Below are 25,804 nucleotides of genomic sequence, written 5' to 3'. Positions count from 1 at the left end.
GCCGCGGGGCCTCGGTCGTTCCGGGGCGTGTCGTGGTCGCGGGGTTCCGGCCGCCCGGTCAGCCGTGCGGGTGCGGGTCCCGCGGGTCGACGCCGCCCTCGTGCGGGGCCTCGCCCCGCCGCGGCAGCGGGGCGCCCGGCGCGACCGGCGGCATCGGCGGGACCGGCGGGTACTGCCGCGCTGTGCCGGACGTCCCGGACGGTGCGTTCCCGGCGAGGGGCCCGTGCGCCTCGCCCGGCCGGGCGGGGCGCGGCTTGGCCGCGTTGCGCACCAGGTACGCGGCCGCGCCGAGGACCGCGGCCGTGATCAGCGCGGCGGCCCAGTCGGGCAGACCGATGCCGAGGGCCAGGCCGGCCGCGACCGCCACGGCGGCGCCGGCGTAGAGGGCGAGTGCGCCGGAGGCGGCGTAGAGCATCGCGGTGCGGCGCTGCCTGCGCGTCTGCTCCCGCAGCTCCTCCCGGATCGTCTCGCGCGCCGCCCGCGCCAGTTCGTCGACGAGTCGCCTGTCCAGATGCTCCATGTGGTCGATGCGCTCCATGGGCGCCGGGTACCCGCGGTGACGGGGCATCACGCCCGGCAGGCGGGGGGCGCCGTGCGGGCGGCGGAGGGATCGCGTGAAGGATCACCGGCTCACGGGCGCCCCAACTAGGCTCGTGCGCATGGACATTCTGGGAGCCACACTGCGTGTCTGCGTCGACGATCTGGATGCCTCGGTCGCCTTCTACGAGCGGCTGGCCGGCACCGCCGCGCAGCGCTTCGAGCGGGGCGGGGTGCGCGTGGCCGCGGTCGGCTGCTTCCTCCTGATGAGCGGGCCGCCGGCCGAGCTGGAGGTGCTGCGCAAGGTGGCCGCGACGATCGCCGTCACGGACGTCGACGAGGCCCTCAAGACCCTCACCGAGCTGGGCGCGGACATCATCGCGGGTCCGGTGCCGACGCCGGTGGGCCGCAACCTGATCGTCCGGCACCCGGACGGGGCGGTGTACGAGTACGCGGACCGCCGCGGGCGGTGAGCCGTGCGGCGCGCGCCGGAAATTCCGGGCGCGCGCCGGCCGCCCGCACGTACAGTCGCTCCTTCGACGGCCGACGCGAAGGAGCGACAGTGAGTGAGCAGCACACCTACCGGGTGATCGTCCGCGGCGCCTGGGACGGCCTCACCGGGGAGGCCCGTGCCCGTCTGCTCGCCGAGGCCGACGATCACGGCCTGACGAGCATGCGGTTCACCGAGGAGGGCACGCTGTCGTACCAGCGGTCGCCGCTGAAGCACTTCTCGATGCGCTTCGTCGTGGTCTCGGACGCGGCCGACGGCGAGGAGATGGCGGGCGCGCTCGCCGAGGAACGCGCCGAGACGGCGCTGCGCGCGCTGGGCTGCGGCTTCACCGGGCTGAGGTCGACCGTCACCGACCTCGACACGATGAAGATCAACCGGAAGTCCACATCTCGGCGGTGATCGCCCACCGCTCGTGGTCCCGCCACTCCCCGTCGATGTAGATCATCTTCGGGGAGAACCCCTCGTGCCGGAATCCGCAGGAGCGGGCCAGGGCGATGGAGGCCGTGTTGCCGGGCTGGGCGTTGATCTCCAGCCGGTGCAGTCGCATCGGCCCGAAGGCGTGGCCCACCACGAGGTCGAGTGCCTCGCGCATCAGGCCCCGTCCGGCGGCGTGCGCGAAGGCGCCGTAGCCGAGCGCGCCGCACTGGAACCCGCCCTGGACGATGTTGTTGATGTTGACGAACCCGGCGATCGCCCCGTCCTGCCGGGCGCACACGAGGAAGCCGGCCTTCGACGGGTCCTCGATCAACCGGCTCGCGTAGGCGGTGTACGCGTCGGCGGTGGACGGCGGGAACAGCCACGGGCGGTGCAGGTCCACGCTCTCGCGGGCCCGGGCGGTGAACTCGGGCCCGTCGGCGAGGGTGAAGTGGCGCAGCCCCACGCGGGGCCCCTCGGCGAGGTACGCAGATCCGGTGTGCGGCATCCGGCCAGCGTACGACGCGGCCGCCTCGGGCGGGTTCCGGCCCGGAGCCCGCCGGTCCGGATCACCGCGCGGACGCGGAAGCCGGCACCCACAGCGCGCCGATCGGGCGCCGCCGTGACGGGAACGAGCAGCCGGATGCCGGTGACGCGGCAGCGCCGGAGACGAAGACCAGGGCGAAGGCGGCGAGCACCGGCACGGCGACCCGGCCGGGCGTACGACACACGCGCGCCGGGGCGCGGGACCGGCCTCCAGAGACGCGGCGGCGTCAGAGACGAAGACCAGGGCGAAGGCGGCGAGCACCGGCACGGCGACCCGGCCGGGCGGACGACGCACGCGCGCCGGGGCGCGGGACCGGCCTCCGGGTGACGCGGCAGCGCCGAAGACGAAGACCAGGGCGAAGGCGGCAAGCACCGGCACGGCGACCCGGCCGGGCGTACGACACACGCGCGCCGGGGCGCGGGACCGGCCTCCAGAGACGCGGCGGCGTCAGAGACGAAGACCAGGGCGAAGGCGGCGAGCACCGGCACGGCGACCCGGCCGGGCGGACGGCGCACGCGCGCTGCGGCGCGGGGCCCGGTGACGCGGTGGCGTCAGCGCAGCGCGGGGGCGTCGAGGGTGAGCGTGCCCTCGTCGGCGTCGAGTTCCGCGCCCACGCCGAAGGGCACGGTGAGCGCCCCCTCGCAGTGCCCGAAGCCGAGTTCCTCGACGACGGGGACGCCGAGGCCGCCGAGCCGGTCGGCCAGGACGGCGCGCAGCGCCTCGTAGGGGCCGCACCGGTCCCAGGAGCCGAGCGCGACGCCCGCGACGCCGTTCAGCCAGCCGGTGCGCAGGAGTTGGGTCAGGGCGCGGTCGACGCCGTAGGGCGGTTCGCCGACGTCCTCGATCAGCAGCAGTCCGCCGCGGGCGCCGGGCCGGGAGTGCGGGGTTCCGTAGCCGGTGGCGAGCAGTGTCAGACAGCCGCCCAGGGTGACGCCCCGGGCGCGGCCCGGCGCCAGCGGGACGCCGGCGGAGCGCAGGGTGCGGACGGTCTCGGGGGCGAAGAGGGTGGCCCTCAGATGGTCCTGGGCGCGGGCGCTCTTGACGAAGTCGATGCCCGCGGCCACCGGTCCGTAGAGCGTGGTCAGGCCCAGGCGGACGGCGAACGCCTCGTGCAGGGCGGTGCTGTCGCTGAAGCCGACGAACACCTTCGGCCCGGCCGCCGCCATGGCGTCCCAGTCGAGCAGGTCGACCAGGCGCTGGGCGCCGTAGCCGCCGCGGGCGCACAGTACGGCGTCGACGCGGGGATCGCACCAGGCGTGCTGGAGGTCGGCCGCGCGGTCGGCGTCGGCGCCGGCGAGGTGGGGCAGGGTGCGGTGCCGGTCCAGCACATGGGGGGCGACGACCGGGTCGAGGTCCCAGCCGCGCAGCAGGTCGAGACCGGCCTGGAGCCGTTCCTCCGCCACCGGCCCGCTGGGCGCGACGACGGCGATCCGGGCGCCGGGGGCCAGTCGTGACGGCCGTACGAGTTCCTTCACCGCACAAGCTCCAAGCTCGCCGCACCGGGCGGGTTCAGCCCGAAGACCTGAGCGTACAGCGACAGCTCGGCCTCCAGGGCGCGGACCGTCGTCGCCGCACGCCGGAAGCCGTGCCCCTCGCCCTCGAACGCGAGGTAGGCGTGCGGGACCGGCCGCCCGGCGGGCCGGGTGAGGCGTTCGAGGAACCGTTCGCACTGGGCCGGCGGGCAGATCACGTCGTCGAGACCCTGGAGGAGCAGGAACGGGACGGTGATCCGGTGGGCGTGCTCGACGGGCGAGCGCTCCGCGTACCGGGCGGGCACGTCGGCGAGGCGTCCGACGAGGCTGTCGAGGTAGTGCGACTCGAAGTCGTGGGTCCCGCCCGTCGCCCAGCCCACCAGGTCCAGCACGGGGTAGCGGATCGTGCCGCAGGCGTAGACGTCGGTGCCGGCCAGTGAGGCGGCGGCGGTCCAGCCGCCCGCGCTGCCGCCGCGGATCGCCAGCCGGTCGCGGTCGGCCGCGCCCTCGTCGGCGAGGGCCAGGGCGACGGCCGCGCAGTCCTCCACGTCGACGACGCCCCACTGCTCGCGCAACCGCTCCCGGTAGCGCCTGCCGTACCCGGTCGACCCGCCGTAGTCGACCTCCGCCACGCCGATGCCCCGCGAGGTGAAGTAGGCGATCTCCAGGTCCAGGACCAGCGGGGCGCGGTCGGTGGGCCCGCCGTGCGCCCACACGACGTACGGCGGCAGTTCATGGCCGGGGGCGACGACGCCGGGATGGTGGGGCGGATAGACGTGCGCGTGGACCTCGCGGCCGTCGGGCCCGGTGAAGGTGCGGATCCGGGGCCCCGGGTAATGGGCCGGGTCCACCGCGTCGTCGTGCGCGGCGCCGATCACCCGGGCCCGGCCGGTGCGGGCGTCCAGCTCCACCACCTCGTAGGCGCTGCGCGGGCCGGCCGCGACCGCGACGACGGCCTCGCCGCGCACCGCGAGGGTGGGGGCGAACTCGGTCCACGGTCCCGCCGCGTCGACGAGTTCGCCGCTGTGCGGATCGAGGACGCCGAGCGCGGTGGACCCGCGGCCGTGGACGACGGCGACCAGGCCGTCGTCCAGCGGCGCGAACCAGCTCTGCCCGAGCTTCCACAGGGCTCCGCCGAACTCCTCCGCGCGCGGGCACAGGGGTTCGTGGTCGCGGTACAGGTTCCACCAGCCGCTGCGGTCGCTCGTGTAGAGCAGGCCCTCGCCCGCCGTGCGCGCCGCCGTGTCCGCCGGCCACTGGCCGCCGCTCGCCGGCCGGGCCCAGTCGACCTGGGCGATCGACTCCCCGGGGCCGCCCGCCACCACGCGCGCGTCGCTCAGGCGGCCGTCGGCCGTGACGTCGGCGACGACGACGTCCGTCCCCTCCCACGGCATCAGCGGATGGTCCCAGGCCAGCCACGCCGCCCGCCGCCCGTCGGGCGAGAGGCGTGCGCCGGTGACGAAGCGGCGGCGGCGCAGGTCGGTGGGTCCGTCGCCGGTGAACTCCTCCAGCACGCACCAGATCTCGCCCCGCTCGGGCAGCAACCGCGGCTCCGCCCAGCGCAGTCCGCCGCCCACGGCGGACACGGGGGTGAGCGGACGCGGCTCGCCGCCGCGGCCGGGCTCGTACGCGTACAGCCGCTGGTCGTCGAAGTGCGTGAACACCACCAGGGGCCTGCCGGCCGGGGCCGTGCCGGCCCAGGGGTGGCCGCCGTACTCGACGACGCGGCTGCGGACGTTCCAGGGAGCGGGCAGGACCGACTCCTCGACGCCGTCCGCACGCCGCCGCACCAGGGTGCGACGCCCGTTCTCGGCGGGCCGGGGCGCGGTCCACCACACCTCGTCGCCGACGAAGCCCACGTGGTCGGGGCGCCCGTCGTGGGCGGCGGCCAGGGCCGCGTCGATCGGCGACGGCCACGATCCGTAGGGCAGAACCCGCACGTCGTCCCCCTTCCGACTAGGCCGACCGCAGGAACCGGTCGAGGACGCGGACGCCGAAGTGCAGCGCCTCGACCGGGACCCGTTCGTCCACGCCGTGGAAGAGCGCCTGGTAGTCGAAGCCCTCGGGGAGCTTCAGCGGCGCGAAGCCGTAGCCGGTGATCCCGAGCCGCGAGAACTGCTTGGCGTCCGTGCCGCCGGACATGCAGTACGGCACCACATGTCCCTCCGGCGCGAACTCCTCGACGGCGGCCCGCATCCGCGCGTACAGCGGGGCGTCCACCGGCGCCTGGAGGGCGACCTCGCGGTGGTCGAACTCCCAGTCGACGTCGGGGCCGGTGAGTTCGTCGAGGGTGGCGCGGAACTCGTCCTCGGTGCCCGCGAGGAACCGGCCGTCCACGAACGCGCAGGCCTCCCCCGGGATCACGTTCACCTTGTAACCGGCGTCCAGCATCGTGGGGTTGGCGCTGTTGCGCACGGTGGCCTCGACGAGAGCGGCGGCCGGGCCCAGCTTGTCCAGCAGGGCGTCCACGTCGTCCAGGCCGGCGTCGACGCCGTAGAGCGCGGCGAGTTCGGTGAGCGCGGCGGCGACGGTCGGGGTGAGCCGGGGCGGCCAGACGTGCTCGCCGATGCGGGCGACGGCCGCGGCCAGCCGGGTCACCGCGTTCTCCCGGTTGACCTTGGAGCCGTGCCCGGCGCGGCCCCGCGCGGTGAGCCTGAGCCAGCCGGTGCCGCGCTCGCCCGCGGCGACGGGGTAGATCTGGCGTCCGGCGCCGTCGTGGAAGGTGAACCCGCCCGATTCGCCGACAGCTTCGGTGCAGCCGTCGAACAGGTGCGGGTGCCGGTCGGCCAGGAACCCGGCCCCGTCCGCGGCGCTGGCCTCCTCGTCGGCGGTGAGGGCGACGACGAGATCGCGCCGGGGCCGCACGCCCTCGCGGGCCCAGGCCCGCAGCACGGCCAGGATCATCGCGTCCATGTTCTTCATGTCGACCGCGCCGCGCCCCCACACCACCCCGTCGCGCACCTCGCCGGAGAACGGGTGCACGCTCCAGTCGGCGGCCTCGGCGGGGACGACGTCCAGGTGGCCGTGGAGCAGCAGCGCGTCGGCGGACGGGTCGGCGCCCTCGACGCGGGCGACGACGTTGGTACGGCCCGCGGTGCGCTCCAGCAGGACGGGCTCGATGCCCGCCTCGGCCAGCAGCGCGGCGGCGTACTCGGCGGCGGGCCGCTCGCGGCAGTCCCCGCCGCCCCGGTTGGTGGTGTCGATGCGGATGAGGTCCGAGGTGAACCGGACGACCTCGTCCTCCGCCTGTGCGTCAGCCATGCCGCTCCCGCTCTCCTTCCGCTTGCGTCACCGCCGCTGCCGGCGTTGCCGGCGGTCCCGGCCGCTCAGCCATACTGCTCCTCGATCGCGGCCGAGACGATCGTGGTGACCGCCTTGAAGGTGCGGATCGCCTCGTACATGGTGGCGCCGGTGTACGCGGCCTTGCGTTCGCCGACCTGCTCGACGCCGGGCACGACGGTGGCCGCCGACGCGAGATGCTCGGCGTCGAACTCCACCGCCACGGTGAACGGCCCTGCGACTACAGGTTCCTGACGGATCGCCAGCGCGGCCGCCGTCTTCGCCGCGGCCCGGATGTCGGCGGCGGTGCGGGCCGGGGTGCGGCACACGGCGGCGTAGCGCGAGACATGGTCCTTGACGGCGACCTTGGGCGCCTGCGGCGCGTAGCCGAGGGCGTCCTCGCAGGCGACGTCGTCGCCGGTGACCAGGACGACCGGCACGCCGTACTCGGCGACGACGTGCGCGTTGAGCAGCCCCTCGCTGGCGCGCACGCCGTTCAGCCAGACGCCGGTGATCGAGTTGGCGAGGTAGGTGTGGGCGAGGACGCCCTCGGCCCCGGCGCCCGCGTGATAGCCGACGAAGGCGACGCCGTCGACGTCGCCGTGCTGGACGCCCTCCACCATGGAGAGGGCCTTGTGCCGTCCGGTGAGCATCTCGACCCGCTCGTCGAGCCGTTCGAGGAGCAGGTTGCGCATGGTCCAGTGGGCCTCGTTGACCAGGACCTCGTCCGCCCCGCCGTCGAAGAAGCCCTGCGCGGCGGCGTTGACGTCCGAGGTGAACATCGGCCGGCAGCGCTCCCACTGCGGGGTCCCGGGCAGCACGTCGGCGGGCCAGGTGACGCCGGTCGCGCCCTCCATGTCGGCGCTGATGAGGATCTTCACGTCCGCCTCCCGCCCTCTTCGGGCCGCCGTCCTCGGGGGTCCGCCCTCCAGGAGGCCCGAGCCTAACCGCCGCACCGCGCGGGAAGACGTTGGCGCGGCCGGTCCCAGTGGACATCTCGGGCTCCTCATCAGGGGTTCGTGCGTTGCTTCCTCCCCCTGACACGGCACGGTCCGCGGATGTGACAGCCGACGGCGCCCCTTTTGTGTGGCGGCGCTCACACCTTTCGCGGTGAGGGCCGGTCACTCCTCCCGGGCGGTCACGAACCACCGGGACGGCAGCTCGATGCGGCTGCCGTCCGGCGTGAACTCGGTGGTGGACAGGGGCAGTTCGCCGCAAGCAAGCAGGGTGAGACCGGCCGCCCGCAGATAGCCGGGCACCGCCTCGTCGGCGACCTCGCCCGGGGCGATGCCGTGCCGGAGCACCGGCGCCAGCTTGGGCGGCGGTCCCGCCGGGTGCTGCGCCAGCGCGCCCAGGACGGGCCGGGCGGTCTCCGACAGTTCCACCAGCAGGGCCCGGCCGCGCCGACCCAGCAGCGCGGCGATCCCGTCCACCAGCGGCTGCCGGTCGCCGGGTTCGCACTGGTGCAGCACGCCCCGCACATACACGTTGGCGTCCCCCGTTTCGGCGTGCAGCGCCTCGACCTCGGCCTTGTCCGTCGCGTCCAGCAGCCGGTAGGCGGTCCCGCGCCCGGGATCGGCGCGGCGGGCGTGGTCGAGGGCCGCGGCGGACAGGTCGACGCCGATCACCTGGTCGAAGCGGTCCGCGAAGTAGCGGGTCTGCGTGCCGTTGCCGCAGCCGATGTCCACCAACGGCAGGTCGGCGTCGGTCAGATGGGGTTCGAAGAGGGCGAGGTGCAGGGCGGCGGTCACCTTCGCGTCCGCGTCCCAGAACACCCCGCCGGGCTCCTCGGGGGCCTCCCGCCAGAAACCCTCCCACGCCGCCCGGTACCGACTGTCCACGCTCATTCCCAACTCCCCAGGACGCAAAGCCGATCCGTCGTCAGCGACGGGCGGGTACGGTCTACCGCCTTGCGGCCGCCGCTACAAGCGCGGTACCCGTTCCCGCCCGCCGCATCCGGGATCCGCCCGCCGCGTCCCGCGGGGCGGCCGGGCGGGGCCGACGGGGCGGGGCCGACGGGGCGCGCGGGCCGCCGGGCGGACGGTCGCGTCCAGCGGCGAGGGGCGGCGGAGCGGGTTCAGCGGTGCGGCAGCGTCAGTTCGAACCAGACCGACTTCCCGTCCGCCGTGCGGCTCGCGCCCCATTCGCGGGCCAGCGCGCTCACCACGCGCAGCCCGCGTCCGGCCTCGTCGCCGGGTCCGGCGCTCAGCAGGTCGGGCAGCTCGTGGTCGTCGTCCTCGACCTCGCAGAGCAGGGTGTCGCCGCGGACGAGCCGCAGTCCGGCGGGACGTCCGCGGGAGTGCCGCACGGCGTTGGTGACGAGTTCGCTCACCATGAGTGCGGCGGTGTCGGCGAGTGCGTCCAGTCCCCAGCCGTGCAGCCGCTCGCGGACCGCGGCACGGGCCCTCGCGACCTCGGCCGGGTCGGGCGCGAGGACCAGTTCGGCGACGTCTTCGGGCTCGAGGCCGCCGAGCCGGGCCATGAGCAGGGCGACGTCGTCCTTGCGATCGCCGTGACCGGCCCGGGAGAAGGCCGCGGCGAGGGCGCGGACGATCGTGTCGCAGGCGTCGTCCATGGAGGCGGCCGGATGTGCCGCGGACTCGCACAGGGCCGCCAGGCCCACGCCGATGTCCTCGCCGTGCATCTCCACCAGCCCGTCGGTGCACATCACGAGCCGGTCCCCCGACTCCACGCGGACGCGGACGGCCTCGAAGGGCACCCCGCCGACGCCGACGGGCGCGCCGGTGGGCAGGTCGAGCAGCTCGCTGCGGCCGTCGGCGGCCCGCACCAGCACCGGCGGGATGTGTCCCGCGTTGGCGAGGGTGAGTTCGCCCGCGATCGGGTCGTACACGGCGTACAGGCAGGTCGCCAGGTAGGTGTCGCCCAGGCGTTGCGCGAGATCGTCGAGGTTGCGCAGGAGCTGGGCGGGCGGCAGGTCGAGCGCGGCCAGGGTCTGTACGGCCGTCCGTAACTGGCCCATCATGGCGGCGGAGTTGAGGCCGTGCCCCATGACGTCGCCGACGACGAGCGCGGTGCGCGCGCCGGGCAGTTTCACCGAGTCGAACCAGTCCCCGCCGACCCGGCCCAGCTGGGTGCCCGGCAGATAGCGGGTGGCGAGGTCGCAGCCGGTCCTGCGCGGCGGGATGTGCGGCAGCATGCTGTCCTGGAGGGTCTCCGCGACGCTCTCCTGGTGGGTGTACATGCGCGCGTTGTCGAGCACCAGGCCCGCGCGGGCGGCGAGTTCGGCGCCCGTGACGCGGTCCATGTCGTTGAAGACGGCGCGTTCGGGGTGGCGCAGCAGGATCATGAAGCCGAGGACGACGTCACGGGCCTTGAGCGGGACGACGAGCATGGAGCGGCCGGTGATCAGGGGCCGGATGTCCCGCTTCTCGAACTGCGAGGCGACGGCGTGGCCCAGCTGCTCGCTGATCCGGGGCACCAGCACGGGCTCGCCGGTGGTCATGCACTGGAAGAACGGGGTGTGCGCGGGGAACGGCATGGCCTCGCCCACGGGCACGACGTCGTCCCAGCGGCCGGGTTCGTCGGTGTGCTCCAGGGCGACGCGGTGCCACAGGGTGGTGGTGTCCGGCACGCCGCGGGGGAATCCCTCGCCGGCGACGACCTGTTCGCGCAGATACGTGCCGGCGACGTCGGTGAAGCGCGGGACGACGGCCCGGCTGACCTCGACGATGGTGCGGGACAGGTCGAGGGAGGTGCCGATCCTCCCGCTGACCTCGTTGAGGAACTCCAGCCGTTCACGGACGGCGGCGTGTTCGAGATCCTCGCCCTCGTCGGCCGGGTCCTGCGGTATCGGGAGCCCTTCGGCGGCGGCGCGGGCGGCGCGCGCTTGGCGGGCCCGGCGTTCGACGCGCCGGGCCACGCCCCAGTCGGGGGTCACGGGCACCCGGTCGTTCTGACTGAACTCCATGACGGGATAGCCGAGTTCGAGGACCTGCGCGACGATGCGGGCGCTTTCGCCGACGCTCATGCTGGGCAGGATCTCGGGCAGTCTGCGGGCGAGGTCCTCGGCGCCGGGGAAGTCGGTGTGCAGGGCGAAGCCGGGGGCGATGCGTTCGACGGCCGAGGGGTTCGCGGGCTCCTCGGGGCGCAGGGCGGTCGCGTCGGCGGCCAGCACCAGCAGCCGCTCCGTGCCCGGCCCGACCAGCGGGTAGGCCCACCACAGCACGTCGGCGCGCGTGTGGCCGGCGTCGGGGGCGGGCACCGTCAGCCGGGCCCGGCCGGCGGCCGGGTAGCCGAGCCCGCGGCCGAGGGAGGAGTCCAGGCCCGGCCCCACGCCGTCGGCGGCGGTGTACTCGCCGTAGGGGTCGTCGGCGAGGTCGGCGAAGTCGTCGTCGGGGTCGGGGAGCGCGCCGGAGACGGGGAGCAGGTCGATGGCGGGCTGCCCGATCGCCTCGTCCTTGGCTACGCCGAACAGCCGGCGTGCGCCCGCGCTCCAGTGGGAGACCAGGCCCTCGCGGTCCACGACGACCACGGCGAGGGGGACGCGCCCGACGCCGGCGGGTGCGTCCCCGCCCTCGGGACGCGTCGATCCCCGTTCCGGCCCGTCCGTCGCCTCGCTCGCGGTTCCGCGGCGGGGAGGTGCGTCCCTCTCGGTGCCACGGTCCATGGCGCAGGCCCTCTCTCCCCAGAGCTGTGCAAGATCTGTCCCGCCGACCCCACCGTACGGCGCACGCCGCTCGGCGCGGGCGTCAATCCTGGAATTGGTTTCAGCGCGGTGCGCCGGGGTACGCCCTTCGTTTCGCCCGCGCCCGCGCGCCGTCAGTCCTCGTGGCCGAGCCGCAGGTCGCGCTCCGTGCGGCCGCCTCCGGCGACCCGCACGACGGTGGCGGCCGGCGGGTAGCCGGCGGCGATGACGGTGTACTCGCCGCAGGACAGATCGCCGAACCGGAACGTGCCGTCGGCTCCGGTGGTGAGGGTGGCGACGACGTTGCCCGCCGCGTCGAGCAGGGTGACGCGCGCGTCCTCGACCGCCCCTCCGCCGGTGGCCCGAACCGTGCCGCGCAGCAGTGCGCCGCCGGCGAGTTCGACGTCCCGGCGGGTCTCGCGGGCGGCCTGGACGGTGACCGGCACGGCGGCCGGGCGGTGGGCGGGGGCGCCGGCGGCGAGCGTGTAGTCCCCGGCGACGAGCCCGGCGAGGAGGTAGCCGCCGTCGCGGCCGGTGCGGGCGGAGGCGACGACCTCGCCGCGCGCGTCGGTGAGGGCGACGGCGGCGTCCGGCACGGGGTCGCCGCCGGCGGTGACGACGCTGCCCGTGAGCCGGCCGGCCCCGCCGAGGACGATGTCGAGTTCGACGGGGTGCTCGCCGACGGTGACGGACACGGCCCGGGGCTGGTGACCGCCCGCCGCGGCGATCAGGACGTACGTGCCGCGGTCGGGGGCGGGCAGTGCGTAGCGCCCGTTCTCGCCGCTGGCGCCCCGGCCGGTCTGCACGCCGCCCGCGTCGACGAGGGTGAGCGCCGCGCGGGGCACGGCGCTTCCGTCCGGGCGCCGCACCGTGCCGTGGACGAGGTTCGCGGGAGTCGCCGTGACCGGCTCGTCCTTCAGCGGAGTGGTTGCGCCCATCAGCCGTTCCCCTCGTCGCACCCGCCACACGGTCGTCGCGTCAAGCGACAACCACGGGCGAGTGCGACGGGTTACGGCGCCGTCCCGGTCACGAGGGGGAACCACTCGATCCGGTGACGGTGTTCAACGCACCGGGGAACGCGGGGCGTCGGGCTACTTCTCGACCTCGGCGGCGAGGTTGGCGAGGACGGCGTCGTAGATCCGGCCGAGGCCCTTGGGGGCGAAGGTCTTCTCGAAGAAGCCGCCGATGCCGCCGGCGCCGTTCCACGTGGTGGTGACGACGACGCGGGACGCGCCCTCGCCGGCCGGGGTGACACGCCAGACCGTGACCATCGAGGAGTTGCGGTCCTTCTCCACGAGTTCGCCGTCGGCCGGTTCGGAGACCTCCAGGAGGCAGTCGCGCACGCGCTTGCTGGTGGCCTGGAGCTTCCAGTGGACGAGGGTGCCCTCGCCGTCGCCGCCCTCGCGCACCTCGTACTCGCTGAAGTGCTCGGTCAGCAGCTTCCCGCGCGTGCCGCTGTAGTCGGCGATCGTGTCGAACACCTTGTCCGGGTCCGCCGCGACGACCCGCTCGGTGGTGGCCTCGACCTGCGCCATGGGGTTCCTCCAGGTCCGTGTTGCTCAGGGTTGCTCAGGGGTGCTCAGTAGTGCTCAGGGGTGCCTCAGGTTCGGGGCAAGCCAACCACCCCGGTCCTCGGCCGCCCAAATCGGGGCCCGCGAAGCGATCGCGGGCCGATCGCAAACCGGTCGGGAAAGGTCCGCCGCACGATCATGGGAACAGATGTTCTATTGTGGGGGCAGTGCAACCGAGGAGGCGTCATGCGCTGGGAGAACCTCGCCGTGGAGACCCGCCACGACCGGCCGGCGGACGCCGCGCTGTTCGGCGCGGACACGGTCACGACCAGGACGTTCGACACGCCCGAGTTCGCCGGCATCACCTTCCACGAGGTCCGCGCCCGGTCGGTCCTCAACCGGGTGCCGGGCGCCTCCCGGATGCCGTTCGAGTGGACGGTGAACCCCTACCGCGGCTGCACGCACGCGTGCGTCTACTGCTTCGCCCGCCGCACGCACAGCTATCTCGACCTCGACACCGGGATCGGCTTCGACACCCAGATCGTCGTCAAGGTGAACGCGCCGGACGTGCTGCGCCGCCAGCTGGCCTCGCCCCGCTGGACGGGCGAACACGTCGCGATGGGCACGAACGTCGACTGCTACCAGCGCGCGGAGGGCCGCTACCGGCTGATGCCGGGCATCCTGTCGGCCCTGCGCGACCGGGCCAACCCCTTCTCCATCCTCACCAAGGGCACCCTGATCCTGCGCGACCTCGACCTGTTGCGGCAGTCCGCCGAGGTGACCGACGTCGGGGTCTCGGTCTCCGTGGGCTTCACCGACACCGACCTGTGGCGCACCGTGGAGCCGGGCACTCCCGCGCCGCAGCGCCGGCTGGACGTGGTGCGCACCCTCACCGACCACGGCATCGGCTGCGGGGTGCTGATGGCGCCGGTGATCCCGTTCCTGGGCGACGAACCGGCTCAACTGCGCGCCACCGTCCGGGCGATCGCGGCCGCCGGGGCCACCTCGGTCACCCCGCTCGCCCTGCATCTGCGCCCCGGCGCCCGCGAGTGGTTCATGGCCTGGCTCGGACAGCACCACCCCCACCTGGTGCGCCGTTACGAGCGGCTGTACGCGGACGGCGCCTACGCCCCGAAGTGGTACCAGCGCCGGATCACCCGTCAGGTGCACGAGCTGGCCGAGGAGTACGGCATCGGCCCCACGCGCACGGGGACACCGCGCCGGATCCGCCCGCCCGCCCCGGCCGAGGCCCCCGCCGCACCCGGGCCCACCCAGCTCACGCTGCTCTAGGTCGTGTGCGCGCATCCGGGTACTCGAACGGGTCAATAAGCCGCAGAACAGGTATTTCCTGACGATCTTTCCGGGACGATCCGGCAAGGGCCGTGACCTGCGCGGTCCGCCTTCGCCGGCCCCTTTCGTCCCGGGAGCAGTCCATGAACACACGCGCAGCCGTGCTGTGCGCCGCCGCCGCAGTCGTGGCCGGGACGGTCACGGCCGTGCCCGCCGGCGCGAGCCCGTCACACCCCGCCTCCCCCGTCTCCGCCCCCTTCTCCGGTTCCGGCTCCGCCGCGAAGCCCGCCTGGAAGAGCTGCGGCATCGCCGACCGGCCTGCCCTGCAGTGCGCGTCGCTGAAGGTGCCGCTCGACCACACCCGGCCGGACGGGCGGCAGATCACGCTGGCGCTGTCCCGTGTGCCGCACACCGCGAAGACGTACCAGGGCCCGCTGCTGGTCAACCCGGGCGGACCGGGCGGCCAGGGGCTGAGCCTCGCCGGGTTCGTCGCCTCGGCGCTGCCCAAGGCGGTCGCGGCGCAGTACGACGTGATCGGCTTCGACCCGCGCGGGGTCGGCAGGAGCACGCCCGCCCTGAACTGCCGGCCGGGTCACTTCGCCCCCGTCCGCCCGGACTCCGTGCCGCTCACCGAGGCGATCGAGCGGGCCGGCCTCCAGCGCGCCCGCTCCTTCGCCGAGGCCTGCGGCAAGAAGTACGCCGACGTCCTGCCGTACATCGACACGATCGACGCCGTCCGGGACATGGACGCGATCCGCGCCGCGGTCGGCGCCGAGCGGCTCAACTACTTCGGCTACTCGTACGGCACCTACCTCGGTGCGGTGTACGCCAAGCTCTACCCGCAGCGGGTGCGGCGCCTGGTCCTGGACTCGATCGTGGACCCGACCGGCGTCTGGTACGAGGACAACCTCACCCAGGACCTCGCCTTCAACGACCGCCACCGCGCCCTGATGGCGTGGATCGCCCGGCACGACAAGGCCTACAAGCTGGGCGCCGACCCGGAGCGGGTCGAGGCGAAGTGGTACGCGATGCGGGCGGCGCTGGGGAAGGAGCCGGCCGGCGGCAAGGTGGGCGCCTCCGAGCTGGAGGACACGTTCATGCCCGGCGGCTACTACAACGGCTACTGGCCCCACCTCGCCGAGGCGTTCGCGGCCTACGTGAACGCCGCGAACACCGCCCCGCTGGTCGAGGCGTACGAGAACTTCGCCGCGGTCGACGCCGCGGGCGACAACGGCTACAGCGTCTACACCGCGGTGCAGTGCCGGGACTCCTCCTGGCCCGGAGACTGGGACGAGTGGCGCTCCGACAACTGGTCGGTGCACGCCAAGGCGCCCTTCATGACGTGGAACAACGCCTGGTACAACGCGCCGTGCGCGTTCTGGCCGACCCGGCCGCAGACCGCGCCGAACGTCGTCAACGGGGACCTGCCGCCGGTCCTGCTGTTCCAGGCGACGAACGACGCGGCGACCCCGTTCGAGGGCGGTGCGACGGTCCACGCTCTGCTGCGGGGCTCCAGCCTGGTGGTCGAGGAGGGCGGGCAGAACCACGGCATCACGCTCAGCGGGAACGCCTGCCTGGACAAGCACCTGGCGGCATACCTGGCCGACGGCGTGGTGCCGCGCGGGAGCGGTGAGGCGGACGCGGTCTGCCCGGCGCAGCCCGACCCCGAGCCGCTGGACTCGAAGGTCGCCCAGCGCTCGGCCCACGGCACCACGCTGCACGGCCTCCTGGGCTTCCGCGGCTGACCGGCCCCCGGGGGCGCCACCGGAGACACCCGGGTGAGGCGGGGCAGGGGGCGTCGGGCGGGCCGGGGCCGGGGCGTCGTCGGGCCGTGGTCCACCATGGGCGCATGAGCGAACCGACCAGGACGACCGTCCCCGACGGCGCCGTCCCCGCGACCCGGTACCCGCAGGTGGTGACGGCCACGGGCCGACTCGTGGCCGTGGCCGGCCGGTCGGCCGCCTCCGCCGTGCGGGTCGCCGCGCCGGTCCGCCCGGAGTTCCCGAGGGTGACCGGGGCGTTCGCGGTGCAGGGTGCATGACGTCGCCGACGGCCCCGGCGGTGCGCGAGATGACGTTCGCGGACGTCGGGCGGGTCTCGGAGATCCGCGTGCGCGGCTGGCAGCGGGCCTACCGCGGCCTGATGCCGCAGACGTACCTGGACGCGCTGAGCGTCGCCGAGGACGCCGAGCGGCGCCGGGCGGGCTTCGGACAGGGCGGGCCCGGCGTGGTGAACCTGGTCGCCGAGCGTGCCGGGGCGGTGGTGGGCTGGGCGGCCCTCGGCCCCTACCGGGACGGCGAAGTCCTCACACCGGACGCCGAGTTGTACGCCCTCTACGCGGCCGTCGAGCACCTCGGCACCGGTGTCGGACGCGCGCTCCTCGGGGCGGCCGCGCGGCGGGCCGAGGCGCTGGGGCACCCGGCGATGCGGCTGTGGGTGCTCAGGGACAACGTCGCGGCCCGCCGCTTCTACGCACGCGCCGGGCTTCCCGCGGACGGCGCCGAGGAGTCCTTCGTGGTGGCGGGCGTCGCCGTGCCGGAGGTGCGCCACGGGGGCGGTCTGCCCCTGAAGGGGCCCTTGGCGACCGTCGTCTGAGGTGCCGTCAGCGCTGGCGGGGGATCCGCGCGAGGGCGTGCACGGCCGCCTGCGCGAGCACCGGGTGGGCCAGTGCGTCGTTGAGCACCGGGCGGGCCCGGCGGTCGCCCAGCGCGCCCAGCCCGTCGACGCAGGCGAGGGCCACCCGCCGGTAGGGGTCGTGCGGCCGCAGCCGCCGCTGAAGCGTCGTGATCAGCGCGGGCACCGACTCGGGTGCGCGCAGCTCCACGAGCAGCCGGACGGGGTGCAGGGCGTAGGCGACGCGCAGTTCGTTGGTGGCCAGGGCGGCCGCGGCGCGGGCGGTGCGGGGGTCGCCGAGGCGGGCGAGGGCGTGGGCGGCGGAGGCGCAGCGCGCGGGATCGCGGTGATTGAGCAGCAGGACGAGCGTCTCGAACGCCCGCCGGTCCCCCGCGAGTCCGAGCCGGAACGCGGCCAGCTCCCTGGCCCACAGGGGCTGTCCGGGCGCGGTGAGAACGTCTGCCAGTTCGTCGGGGCCCGCGGCGCCCGCCAGCCGCTCGTACGCGGCCGTCGCGCCGGACTCGCGCCGTAAGCGCTCCGTGAGGGATCGCAACTCTTCGTCCATGCGCCGAGCCTAGGACAGGCTCCGGCGGCGCACGCCGCGCGGCGGCGCACGGGAGCACGACCGGGCGCACGGCCCGTGCCGCCCCCGCGCCGGGAAAGACCGCGCGGCAGGCCGGCCCTCCCCCGCGGCACCCGTCTCCCGCCCGAGACCGGAAGACGGCACGACGACGGCGACTCACGGCACCCCCGCGGAGAACGGCCCCGCGCACCGGACATGCGACGCCCGGACGCGACGCCGCCGGCTCCTCGCCCTGCGCACGGTCATCCAGGCCTGGCCGGCGACCGCCTCGTCGCCCCCGGCCGCCTCGCCGCCGTCGGCGCGGCCGTGCGGCGGCTGCCCGCCCGCCCCGCCCGGGCCGGCGTCCACGGCGGACTGGGCTCGGGGCATGGCCGGGATCGGCGTCTGCGTGGCGTCGTATCCGCTCCTGCCCCCGCGGCGGGGCCGAGAGCGGGGCCGCCCCGGCGTCCGAGGGGGGACCGGTGCGGGACACATCACAGAACGGATCGGCGAAAGAGGGCTGGCGCGCTCGTTACCCACCGGTTAAGCTCATACGAGCGAGACACCCACTCGCATCTCCTCGTGGCGGCCTGGTGACGCAGTCGCCGCGAGACGTCGGTTCGGTACCACGTGTACCGCTGTACGACCCGGCCACGGGACAGGGCCGGTCGGATCCGCCGTTCGACCCCGGGCGTGTGCACGCCCTCGGCGACGGCACCGGGCGTGTGCGCTCGCAGCCCGGCGACAACACCCGCATCGCTTTTCCGTGCACCCGGTGCGCCCGGGCCTCGCAGAGGTCCCTCGGGCGTACCGGGGCGCGTTCCTCAGTCGTCACCCTCTTCCTGGAGTCCGCGATGGCCACTCCCCTGTCCGACACCCCTCTGTCCCCGCTCCGGACGATCGCCGTCATCGGCCTCGGCACCATGGGCACCGGCATCGCCGAGGTCCTCGCCAAGGCCGGCCGTGAGGTGATCGGCGTCGACGTCAGCGAGGCCCAGGCCGCGCGGTCCGTCGCCGCGCTGGAGACGTCCACCGCCCGCGCCGTGCAGCGCGGGCGGCTCACCGAGCAGGAGCGCACCGCCGTCCTGGCCCGCGTCCGCGTCTCCACCGACCTGCGCACGGCCGCCGACGCCGACCTCGTGATCGAGGTGGCGCCCGAGTCGTACGAGATCAAGCAGCAGATCTTCCGTGAGCTGGACTCGGTCGTGCGGCCCGAGACCATCCTGGCCACCGGGACCAACGCGCTCTCGGTCACCCGTCTCGCCGCCGAATCCGCCCGCCCGGAGCGGGTGTTGGGCCTGCACTTCTTCAACCCGGCGCCGGCGATGAAGCTGGTCGAGGTGGTCTCCTCGGTGCTGACCGCGCCGGCCGCCGTCACCGCCGTCACCGAGCTGGCCGTCGACCTCGGCAAGGAGCCCGTCGCGGTGGGCGACCGTCCCGGCTTCGTCGCCGACGGCCTGCTGTTCGGCTACCTCAACCAGGCGGCCGCGATGTACGAGGCCCGCTACGCCTCCCGGGAGGACATCGACGCCGCGATGCGGCTGGGCTGCGGACTGCCGATGGGCCCGCTCGCCCTGCTGGACCTGATCGGCGTGGACACCGCCCGCACGGTCCTGGAGGCCATGTACGCCGAGTCCCACGACCGGCTGCACGCGCCCGCCCCCCTCCTCAAGCAGCTCAGCGAGGCCGGCCTGACGGGCCGCAAGTCGGGCCGCGGCTTCTACACCTACGACTCCCCCGGCAGCGCGACGGTCGTCCCGGACGCGCTGACGCCGTCGTCCGGCGGGACCGGCGCCGCGGGCCGCGAGGTCTCCTCGGTCGGGGTCGCGGGCTCGGGCACCATGGCCTCGGGCATCGCCGAGGTCTTCGCCAAGGCCGGCTACGACGTCGTCCTCGCCGCCCGCAGCGAGGAGAAGGCGCAGACCGCCAAGGCCCGGATCGGCAAGTCGCTGTCCCGCTCGGTCGACAAGGGCCGGCTGACCGCCGAGGCCGCCGCGCGGATCCTGGACCGGATCACCCCGGCCGGCTCCTACGACGCCTTCGCCGACGTCGACCTCGCCCTGGAGGCGGTCGCCGAGGACCTGGAGGTCAAGCAGCAGCTGTTCGCGACCCTGGACAAGGTCTGCAAGCCCGGTGCGGTCCTCGCCACGACGACCTCCTCGCTGCCGGTCGTCGCCTGCGCCCGCGCCACCTCGCGCCCGCAGGACGTGATCGGCATGCACTTCTTCAACCCGGCCCCGGCGATGAAGCTGGTCGAGGTGGTCCGCACGGTGCTCACGGCCGAGGACGTCCACGCCACGGTCCGCGAGGTGTGCGCGCGGATCAAGAAGCACGCCGTCGACTGCGGGGACCGCGCGGGCTTCATCGTGAACGCGCTCCTCTTCCCGTACCTGAACAACGCGATCAAGATGGTGCAGGAGCACTACGCGACCCTCGACGACATCGACGCGGCGATGAAGCTGGGCGGCGGCTACCCGATGGGCCCCTTCGAGCTGCTGGACGTCGTCGGACTCGACGTCTCGCTCGCGATCGAGAAGGTCCTGCACCGCGAGTTCCGCGACCCGGGACTGGCTCCGGCCCCGCTCCTGGAGCACCTGGTGGCCGCGGGCTGCCTCGGCCGCAAGACCGGCCGTGGCTTCCGCGAATATGCCCGCCGCTGACGGGCCGGGCGACCGCCGTCCGGCGCGCGGGGACTGGGGCGGGCTGCTCGGGCCCGCCGGCCGGTCCCCGTCCGCCGGGGCCGGGGCAGGACCCGGACCTGCGCACCGAGCTGCGCACATGCAGTACGTTCAGGTCATGTCCCAGCCCGCCAGGTCCTCACGCACACCCGTCACGCCCGACGCGCCCGAGAGCGCCGCGGGCAGCCGCGCGGCCGCCCAGCGGCTCAAGATGCGCCGAGAGCTGGCGGCCGCGGCCATGGAACTGTTCTCCACCAAGGGCTACGAGGCGACCACGGTCGACGAGATCGCGGCCGCGGCCGGGGTCGCGAGGCGCACCTTCTTCCGGCACTTCCGCTCCAAGGAAGAGGCGATCTTCCCCGACCACGACGACACCCTGATCCGGGCGGAGGCCGTCCTCAACGCGGCCCCCGCGCACGAGCACCCGCTCGACACGGTGTGCCGTGGGATCAAGGAGGTCATGAAGATGTACGCGGCCCGGCCGGAGATCTCGGTCGCCCGCTACCGGCTGACGCGCGAGGTGCCCACCCTGCGCGAGGCGGAGATCGCGTCGGTGGCCCGCTACGAGCGCCTGTTCACCCGCTACCTGCTCGGCCACTTCGACGAGCACGCGCACGACGACGACGCCAACGACGACCCGCTGCTGGCCCGGGTCGCCGCGTCCGCCGTGGTCACCGCCCACAACCACGTGCTGCGGCGCTGGCTCAGGGCCGACGGGCAGGGCGACGTCGAGGCCCAGCTCGACCACGCCTTCGCGATCGTGCGCCGCACGTTCGGCACGGGCATCGGGGCCGGGCGCAGCGGCGGGGGCGCCGCGCAGCCGGCTGCGGCGTCGGTCTCCGCGCACGGCGAGGTGTTGGTGACGGTCGCCCGGACCGACGCCCCGCTGGACGAGGTCATGCGCACCATCGAGCAGGCGCTCAAGGAGCGCTGAGCCCGCGCGGGTCCCGCTCGGGTCCGCTTCCCGCTGTGATGACGGCCACCCCTCGGGGTGGCCGTTTTGGCATGTCAGAGGGCCTTTTGGCGCGGAATTCCGAGGCCGTTCGATCGATCATCGCTCATATGTTGCGTAAAGATTTCATCTGAGTGGAACTTCTGGCACTCAGTGCCTTGCGAGGTGACACGCGGTGTCATACGTTGAAGGTGTCCGGGCGGCCGGCGTGCAGCGATCACACGTACGCCGGCTGTCCCCGCAACCTCATGGGTCGCGCGCCCGGACGCCTGCGTCACAGGCAACCTCCCGCGCCACAAAGCGCTGCCGAACAGCACACCGCCGAACCGACGGCACCTTCCACCACACCCTCAGCAGCACCGCCGTAACCCTCAGCGCCCCTCCCTCAGGGCGTTCACCGCCGGAGGCAACACCGTGACCATGCAGAAGATCCTGGACGCGATCCAGTCGCCGGAATCGACGCCGGCCGACTTCGCCGCCCTGCCGCTCCCCGAGTCCTACCGCGCGATCACCGTGCACAAGGACGAGGCGGAGATGTTCGCGGGCCTGGAGACCCGGGACAAGGACCCGCGCAAGTCGATCCACCTGGACGAGGTGGCCCTGCCCGAGCTCGGCCCCGGCGAGGCCCTGGTGGCCGTCATGGCCTCCTCGGTCAACTACAACTCCGTGTGGACCTCGATCTTCGAGCCCGTCTCGACGTTCTCCTTCCTGGAGCGCTACGGCAGGCTCAGCGAGCTCACCAAGCGGCACGACCTGCCGTACCACGTCATCGGCTCCGACCTCGCGGGCGTCGTGCTGCGCACCGGCCCCGGCGTCAACGCCTGGCACCCCGGCGACGAGGTCGTCGCGCACTGCCTCTCCGTCGAGCTGGAGTCCTCGGACGGCCACAACGACACGATGCTCGACCCCGAGCAGCGCATCTGGGGCTTCGAGACCAACTTCGGCGGGCTCGCGGAGATCGCGCTCGTCAAGTCCAACCAGCTGATGCCCAAGCCGGACCACCTGAGCTGGGAGGAGGCGGCCGCCCCCGGCCTCGTCAACTCCACCGCCTACCGGCAGCTGGTCTCCCGCAACGGCGCCGGCATGAAGCAGGGCGACAACGTGCTGATCTGGGGCGCCAGCGGCGGCCTCGGCAGCTACGCCACCCAGTTCGCGCTGGCCGGCGGCGCCAACCCGATCTGCGTCGTCTCCTCGCCGCAGAAGGCGGACATCTGCCGGTCCATGGGCGCCGAGGCGATCATCGACCGCACCGCCGAGGACTACCGGTTCTGGAAGGACGAGAACACCCAGGACCCCAAGGAGTGGAAGCGCTTCGGCAAGCGCATCCGCGAACTCACCGGCGGCGAGGACATCGACATCGTCTTCGAGCACCCCGGCCGCGAGACGTTCGGCGCCTCCGTGTACGTCACCCGCAAGGGCGGCACCATCACGACCTGCGCCTCGACCTCGGGCTACATGCACCAGTACGACAACCGCTACCTGTGGATGTCCCTGAAGCGGATCATCGGCTCGCACTTCGCCAACTACCGCGAGGCCTGGGAGGCCAACCGGCTGATCGCGAAGGGGAAGATCCACCCGACGCTGTCGAAGGTGTACTCGCTGGAGGACACCGGCCAGGCCGCCTACGACGTGCACCGCAACCTCCACCAGGGCAAGGTCGGCGTCCTCGCGCTGGCCCCCGAGGAGGGTCTGGGCGTGCGCGACGAGGCCAAGCGCGCCCAGCACATCGACGCCATCAACCGCTTCCGCAACATCTGAGACACCCGGGGTCATAGATGACTGAGCGTCAGTCCGCCGAAGGAAAGCGGGAGAAGGATCGGCCGTGGCTCATGCGCACGTACGCCGGCCACTCCACGGCCAAGGCGTCCAACGAGCTGTACCGGCGCAACCTCGCCAAGGGGCAGACGGGTCTGTCGGTCGCGTTCGACCTGCCCACCCAGACCGGGTACGACTCCGACCACGTCCTCGCCCGCGGCGAGGTCGGCCGGGTCGGCGTGCCGGTGGCCCATCTCGGCGACATGCGCAGGCTGTTCCAGGACATCCCCCTGGAGCAGATGAACACCTCGATGACGATCAACGCCACCGCCATGTGGCTGCTGGCGCTCTACCAGGTCGTCGCCGAGGAGCAGGGCGCCGACGTCACCCTGCTCCAGGGCACGACCCAGAACGACATCGTCAAGGAGTACCTGTCCCGCGGCACGCACGTCTTCCCGCCGGGACCGAGCCTGCGCCTGACGACGGACATGATCGCGTACACGGTCTCCCACATGCCGAAGTGGAACCCGATCAACATCTGCAGCTACCACCTGCAGGAGGCCGGGGCCACGCCGGTGCAGGAGATCTCGTACGCGATGTCCACGGCGATCGCCGTGCTGGACGCCGTCCGGGACTCCGGGCAGGTGCCGGCCGAGAAGTTCGGCGACGTCGTCGCCCGCATCTCCTTCTTCGTGAACGCGGGCGTCCGCTTCGTCGAGGAGATGTGCAAGATGCGCGCCTTCGGCCGCATCTGGGACCAGGTCACCCGTGAGCGCTACGGCATCGAGAACCCCAAGCAGCGCCGCTTCCGCTACGGCGTCCAGGTCAACTCGCTGGGGCTGACCGAGGCGCAGCCGGAGAACAACGTCCAGCGGATCGTGCTGGAGATGCTCGCCGTGACGCTGTCGAAGGACGCCCGCGCGCGTGCCGTGCAGCTGCCGGCCTGGAACGAGGCGCTCGGGCTGCCCCGGCCCTGGGACCAGCAGTGGAGCCTGCGCATCCAGCAGGTCCTCGCCCACGAGAGCGACCTGCTGGAGTACGAGGACATCTTCGACGGTTCGCACGTGATCGAGGCCAAGGTGGCCGAGCTGGTCGAGGCCTCCCTCGCGGAGATCGGGCGGATCCAGGAGATGGGCGGCGCGATGGCCGCCGTCGAGTCCGGCTACCTCAAGTCGCAGCTGGTCTCCTCGCACGCCGAGCGCCGGGCCCGGATCGAGTCCGGGCAGGAGAAGATCATCGGCGTCAACATCTTCGAGACGACCGAGCCCAACCCGCTGACCGCCGACCTCGACACCGCGATCCAGACGGTCGACCCGGCGGTCGAGGCACGGGTCGTCGCCTCCCTGCAGCACTGGCGCGACACGCGCTACCAGCCGCCCTTCAACCACCCGCGCCCCTGCAAGGCGCTGGAGAAGCTGAAGGAGGCCGCGAAGGGCACCGCCAACCTCATGGAGGCCACCCTGGAGTGCGCCCGCGCCGGGGTCACGACCGGCGAGTGGGCCGGGGCGCTGCGCGAGGTGTTCGGCGAGTTCCGCGCACCGACGGGCGTGTCGTCCGCGCCGGTGGCGGTCCCCGCGGAGGAGGGTTCGGCCATGTCCGACGTCCGCCGCAGGGTCGACCTGACCGCGAAGGACATGGGCGTCGGCAAACTGCGCTTCCTGGTCGGCAAGCCGGGCCTGGACGGTCACTCCAACGGCGCCGAGCAGATCGCCGTGCGCGCCCGCGACGCCGGGTTCGAGGTCGTCTACCAGGGCATCCGGCTGACGCCCGAGCAGATCGTGGACGCCGCGCTGGAGGAGGACGTCCACGCCGTGGGCCTGTCCATCCTCTCCGGATCGCACGCCCAGCTGGTGCCGGACGTCCTCGAACGGCTCCGTGTGGCCGGTGCCACAGACATCCCGGTGATCGCCGGTGGCATCATCCCGAACGGGGACGCCGAGCAGCTCAGGGCCGCGGGCGTCGCCGCGGTCTTCACCCCGAAGGACTTCGACATCACCGGAATCATCGGCCGCATCGTCGACGAGATCCGCAAAGCGAACAAGCTCGACCCCCTGGAGGTCCCCGCATGACTGTCAACCGTCTTCGTCCGCGGCGCTCCTGTCTCGCCGTTCCGGGCAGCAACCCCCGCTTCCTGGAGAAGGCGCAGGGTCTGCCGGCCGACCAGGTCTTCCTGGACCTCGAGGACGCGTGCGCGCCGCTCGCCAAGCCCGAGGCGCGGCACACCATCGTCAAGTTCCTCAACGAGGGCGACTGGACGGGCAAGACGAGGGTCGTGCGCGTCAACGACTGGACGACCGAATGGACGTACCGCGACGTCGTCACGGTCGTCGAGGGCGCCGGCCCCAACCTCGACTGCATCATGCTGCCGAAGGTGCAGAACGCCCAGCAGATCGTCGCCCTGGACCTGCTCCTGACGCAGATCGAGAAGACCATGGGCTTCGAGGTCGGCCGCATCGGCATCGAGGCGCAGATCGAGAACGCGCAGGGCCTGAACAACGTCAACGAGATCGCGCAGGCCTCGCCGCGCATCGAGACGATCATCTTCGGCCCGGCCGACTTCATGGCCTCCATCAACATGAAGTCGCTGGTCGTGGGCGAGCAGCCGCCCGGTTACCCGGCGGACGCCTACCACTACATCCTGATGAAGATCCTGATGGCGGCCCGCGCCAACGACCTCCAGGCGATCGACGGCCCCTACCTGCAGATCCGCAACGTGGACGGCTACCGCGCGGTCGCGCAGCGCGCCGCCGCGCTGGGCTTCGACGGCAAGTGGGTGCTGCACCCGGGCCAGGTCGAGGCGTCCAACGAGATCTTCTCGCCGTCGCAGGAGGACTACGACCACGCCGAGCTGATCCTGGACGCCTACGACTACTACACGTCCGAGGCGGGCGGGAAGAAGGGCTCGGCGATGCTCGGCGACGAGATGATCGACGAGGCCAGCCGCAAGATGGCGCTGGTCATCTCCGGCAAGGGACGGGCGGCCGGCATGCGGCGCACGTCGAAGTTCGAGACCCCCGACAACTAAGGAGCGCTGGGCG

22 protein-coding genes and 1 pseudogene are annotated in these 25,804 nt (G+C 73.6%); 11 read left to right on the top strand and 12 right to left on the bottom strand.

Annotated features, from left to right (window positions below; all coding sequences use genetic code 11):
* Window positions 1-58: 58 nt before the first annotated feature.
* Complete coding sequence (locus OG802_RS28955; protein ID WP_329415148.1) at window positions 59-538, bottom strand: phage holin family protein; 480 nt, start codon at window positions 536-538, stop codon at window positions 59-61.
* A gap of 121 nt (window positions 539-659) precedes the next feature.
* Here OG802_RS28955 and OG802_RS28950 point away from each other — a divergent pair, with 121 nt between their 5' ends.
* Together OG802_RS28950 and OG802_RS28945 are read left to right on the top strand one after the other, a co-directional pair.
* Window positions 660-1,010, top strand: coding sequence for a VOC family protein (locus tag OG802_RS28950; protein ID WP_329415146.1), 351 nt, complete (start codon window positions 660-662; stop codon window positions 1,008-1,010).
* An 89-nt stretch (window positions 1,011-1,099) separates the two neighbouring features.
* Entirely contained in the window at window positions 1,100-1,447 is a 348-nt protein-coding gene (locus tag OG802_RS28945; protein ID WP_329415144.1) for a DUF6204 family protein, read from the top strand.
* Here OG802_RS28945 and OG802_RS28940 read toward each other — a convergent pair.
* The 9 genes and pseudogenes from OG802_RS28940 to OG802_RS28900 form a co-directional block, all read right to left on the bottom strand.
* Complete coding sequence (locus OG802_RS28940) at window positions 1,419-1,970, bottom strand: GNAT family N-acetyltransferase (RefSeq protein WP_329415143.1); 552 nt, start codon at window positions 1,968-1,970, stop codon at window positions 1,419-1,421. The genes OG802_RS28945 and OG802_RS28940 overlap by 29 nt on opposite strands.
* A 590-nt stretch (window positions 1,971-2,560) precedes the next feature.
* Window positions 2,561-3,484: a S66 peptidase family protein gene (locus tag OG802_RS28935; protein WP_329415142.1), complete on the bottom strand. Its 924-nt coding sequence runs from the start codon at window positions 3,482-3,484 to the stop codon at window positions 2,561-2,563.
* Entirely contained in the window at window positions 3,481-5,421 is a 1,941-nt protein-coding gene (locus OG802_RS28930; RefSeq protein WP_329415140.1) for a S9 family peptidase, read from the bottom strand. Before OG802_RS28930 ends, OG802_RS28935 begins: the two co-directional genes overlap by 4 nt.
* A 16-nt stretch (window positions 5,422-5,437) precedes the next feature.
* Window positions 5,438-6,742 (bottom strand): M20/M25/M40 family metallo-hydrolase, encoded by a 1,305-nt coding sequence (locus OG802_RS28925; RefSeq protein WP_329415138.1) that lies wholly within the window; start codon window positions 6,740-6,742, stop codon window positions 5,438-5,440.
* A 65-nt stretch (window positions 6,743-6,807) separates the two neighbouring features.
* Window positions 6,808-7,641: a M55 family metallopeptidase gene (locus tag OG802_RS28920; RefSeq protein ID WP_329415135.1), complete on the bottom strand. Its 834-nt coding sequence runs from the start codon at window positions 7,639-7,641 to the stop codon at window positions 6,808-6,810.
* A gap of 240 nt (window positions 7,642-7,881) precedes the next feature.
* Window positions 7,882-8,607 (bottom strand): class I SAM-dependent methyltransferase, encoded by a 726-nt coding sequence (locus OG802_RS28915; RefSeq protein WP_329415133.1) that lies wholly within the window; start codon window positions 8,605-8,607, stop codon window positions 7,882-7,884.
* Window positions 8,608-8,837: 230 nt separating this feature from the next.
* Window positions 8,838-11,387 (bottom strand): SpoIIE family protein phosphatase, encoded by a 2,550-nt coding sequence (locus OG802_RS28910; protein ID WP_329415132.1) that lies wholly within the window; start codon window positions 11,385-11,387, stop codon window positions 8,838-8,840.
* A 152-nt stretch (window positions 11,388-11,539) separates the two neighbouring features.
* Window positions 11,540-12,286 (bottom strand): annotated as a pseudogene (locus OG802_RS28905) (MSCRAMM family protein); the annotation flags it as partial.
* Window positions 12,287-12,496: 210 nt separating this feature from the next.
* Window positions 12,497-12,940, bottom strand: coding sequence for an SRPBCC family protein (locus OG802_RS28900; RefSeq protein WP_329415130.1), 444 nt, complete (start codon window positions 12,938-12,940; stop codon window positions 12,497-12,499).
* Between the two features lie 222 nt (window positions 12,941-13,162).
* Between OG802_RS28900 and OG802_RS28895 the strand changes: the two genes are divergently transcribed.
* From OG802_RS28895 to OG802_RS28880, 4 genes are all read left to right on the top strand, one after another.
* Window positions 13,163-14,206: an Rv2578c family radical SAM protein gene (locus tag OG802_RS28895; RefSeq protein ID WP_329415127.1), complete on the top strand. Its 1,044-nt coding sequence runs from the start codon at window positions 13,163-13,165 to the stop codon at window positions 14,204-14,206.
* A 143-nt stretch (window positions 14,207-14,349) separates the two neighbouring features.
* Entirely contained in the window at window positions 14,350-15,951 is a 1,602-nt protein-coding gene (locus OG802_RS28890) for an alpha/beta hydrolase (protein WP_329415125.1), read from the top strand.
* Window positions 15,952-16,055: 104 nt separating this feature from the next.
* Window positions 16,056-16,247 carry a hypothetical protein gene (locus OG802_RS28885; protein WP_329415124.1) on the top strand — a complete coding sequence of 64 codons (192 nt, stop codon included), beginning with the start codon at window positions 16,056-16,058 and terminating at the stop codon, window positions 16,245-16,247.
* Window positions 16,244-16,801: a GNAT family N-acetyltransferase gene (locus tag OG802_RS28880; RefSeq protein WP_329415122.1), complete on the top strand. Its 558-nt coding sequence runs from the start codon at window positions 16,244-16,246 to the stop codon at window positions 16,799-16,801. Before OG802_RS28885 ends, OG802_RS28880 begins: the two co-directional genes overlap by 4 nt.
* A 7-nt stretch (window positions 16,802-16,808) precedes the next feature.
* Here OG802_RS28880 and OG802_RS28875 read toward each other — a convergent pair whose 3' ends face one another.
* Both OG802_RS28875 and OG802_RS28870 read right to left on the bottom strand, forming a co-directional pair.
* Entirely contained in the window at window positions 16,809-17,384 is a 576-nt protein-coding gene (locus OG802_RS28875) for an adenylosuccinate lyase (RefSeq protein ID WP_329415120.1), read from the bottom strand.
* A 174-nt stretch (window positions 17,385-17,558) separates the two neighbouring features.
* Complete coding sequence (locus tag OG802_RS28870; RefSeq protein ID WP_329415118.1) at window positions 17,559-17,771, bottom strand: hypothetical protein; 213 nt, start codon at window positions 17,769-17,771, stop codon at window positions 17,559-17,561.
* A gap of 464 nt (window positions 17,772-18,235) precedes the next feature.
* Between OG802_RS28870 and OG802_RS28865 the strand changes: the two genes are divergently transcribed.
* From OG802_RS28865 to OG802_RS28845, 5 genes are all read left to right on the top strand, one after another.
* Window positions 18,236-20,041, top strand: coding sequence for a 3-hydroxyacyl-CoA dehydrogenase family protein (locus OG802_RS28865; RefSeq protein WP_329415117.1), 1,806 nt, complete (start codon window positions 18,236-18,238; stop codon window positions 20,039-20,041).
* A 136-nt stretch (window positions 20,042-20,177) separates the two neighbouring features.
* Entirely contained in the window at window positions 20,178-20,993 is an 816-nt protein-coding gene (locus tag OG802_RS28860) for a TetR family transcriptional regulator (protein WP_329415115.1), read from the top strand.
* 438 nt (window positions 20,994-21,431) lie between these two features.
* Window positions 21,432-22,769 carry a crotonyl-CoA carboxylase/reductase gene (gene ccrA, locus OG802_RS28855; protein WP_329417489.1) on the top strand — a complete coding sequence of 446 codons (1,338 nt, stop codon included), beginning with the start codon at window positions 21,432-21,434 and terminating at the stop codon, window positions 22,767-22,769.
* 17 nt (window positions 22,770-22,786) lie between these two features.
* Window positions 22,787-24,835 (top strand): protein meaA, encoded by a 2,049-nt coding sequence (locus tag OG802_RS28850; protein WP_329415114.1) that lies wholly within the window; start codon window positions 22,787-22,789, stop codon window positions 24,833-24,835.
* Window positions 24,832-25,791, top strand: a complete 960-nt coding sequence (locus OG802_RS28845) for an HpcH/HpaI aldolase/citrate lyase family protein (RefSeq protein WP_329415111.1) — start codon at window positions 24,832-24,834, stop codon at window positions 25,789-25,791. The genes OG802_RS28850 and OG802_RS28845 overlap by 4 nt, the downstream gene beginning before the upstream one ends.
* Window positions 25,792-25,804: the final 13 nt, after the last annotated feature.

The organism is Streptomyces sp. NBC_00704, from assembly GCF_036226605.1.
Lineage (GTDB): Bacteria > Actinomycetota > Actinomycetes > Streptomycetales > Streptomycetaceae > Streptomyces.
This window is presented reverse-complemented; position numbering and strand designations above follow the sequence as displayed.

Bases quoted from the DNA above. Each gene is read 5' to 3' on its own strand.
- OG802_RS28955 (WP_329415148.1), bottom strand. From the start codon at position 538: ATGGAGCGCATCGACCACATGGAGCATCTGGACAGGCGACTCGTCGAC.
- OG802_RS28950 (WP_329415146.1), top strand. From the start codon at position 660: ATGGACATTCTGGGAGCCACACTGCGTGTCTGCGTCGACGATCTGGAT.
- OG802_RS28940 (WP_329415143.1), bottom strand. From the start codon at position 1,970: ATGCCGCACACCGGATCTGCGTACCTCGCCGAGGGGCCCCGCGTGGGG.
- OG802_RS28925 (WP_329415138.1), bottom strand. From the start codon at position 6,742: ATGGCTGACGCACAGGCGGAGGACGAGGTCGTCCGGTTCACCTCGGAC.
- OG802_RS28915 (WP_329415133.1), bottom strand. From the start codon at position 8,607: ATGAGCGTGGACAGTCGGTACCGGGCGGCGTGGGAGGGTTTCTGGCGG.
- OG802_RS28910 (WP_329415132.1), bottom strand. From the start codon at position 11,387: ATGGACCGTGGCACCGAGAGGGACGCACCTCCCCGCCGCGGAACCGCG.
- OG802_RS28900 (WP_329415130.1), bottom strand. From the start codon at position 12,940: ATGGCGCAGGTCGAGGCCACCACCGAGCGGGTCGTCGCGGCGGACCCG.
- OG802_RS28895 (WP_329415127.1), top strand. From the start codon at position 13,163: ATGCGCTGGGAGAACCTCGCCGTGGAGACCCGCCACGACCGGCCGGCG.
- OG802_RS28890 (WP_329415125.1), top strand. From the start codon at position 14,350: ATGAACACACGCGCAGCCGTGCTGTGCGCCGCCGCCGCAGTCGTGGCC.
- OG802_RS28885 (WP_329415124.1), top strand. From the start codon at position 16,056: ATGAGCGAACCGACCAGGACGACCGTCCCCGACGGCGCCGTCCCCGCG.
- OG802_RS28880 (WP_329415122.1), top strand. From the start codon at position 16,244: ATGACGTCGCCGACGGCCCCGGCGGTGCGCGAGATGACGTTCGCGGAC.
- OG802_RS28875 (WP_329415120.1), bottom strand. From the start codon at position 17,384: ATGGACGAAGAGTTGCGATCCCTCACGGAGCGCTTACGGCGCGAGTCC.
- OG802_RS28870 (WP_329415118.1), bottom strand. From the start codon at position 17,771: ATGCCCCGAGCCCAGTCCGCCGTGGACGCCGGCCCGGGCGGGGCGGGC.
- OG802_RS28865 (WP_329415117.1), top strand. From the start codon at position 18,236: ATGGCCACTCCCCTGTCCGACACCCCTCTGTCCCCGCTCCGGACGATC.
- OG802_RS28860 (WP_329415115.1), top strand. From the start codon at position 20,178: ATGTCCCAGCCCGCCAGGTCCTCACGCACACCCGTCACGCCCGACGCG.
- ccrA (WP_329417489.1), top strand. From the start codon at position 21,432: ATGCAGAAGATCCTGGACGCGATCCAGTCGCCGGAATCGACGCCGGCC.
- OG802_RS28850 (WP_329415114.1), top strand. From the start codon at position 22,787: ATGACTGAGCGTCAGTCCGCCGAAGGAAAGCGGGAGAAGGATCGGCCG.
- OG802_RS28845 (WP_329415111.1), top strand. From the start codon at position 24,832: ATGACTGTCAACCGTCTTCGTCCGCGGCGCTCCTGTCTCGCCGTTCCG.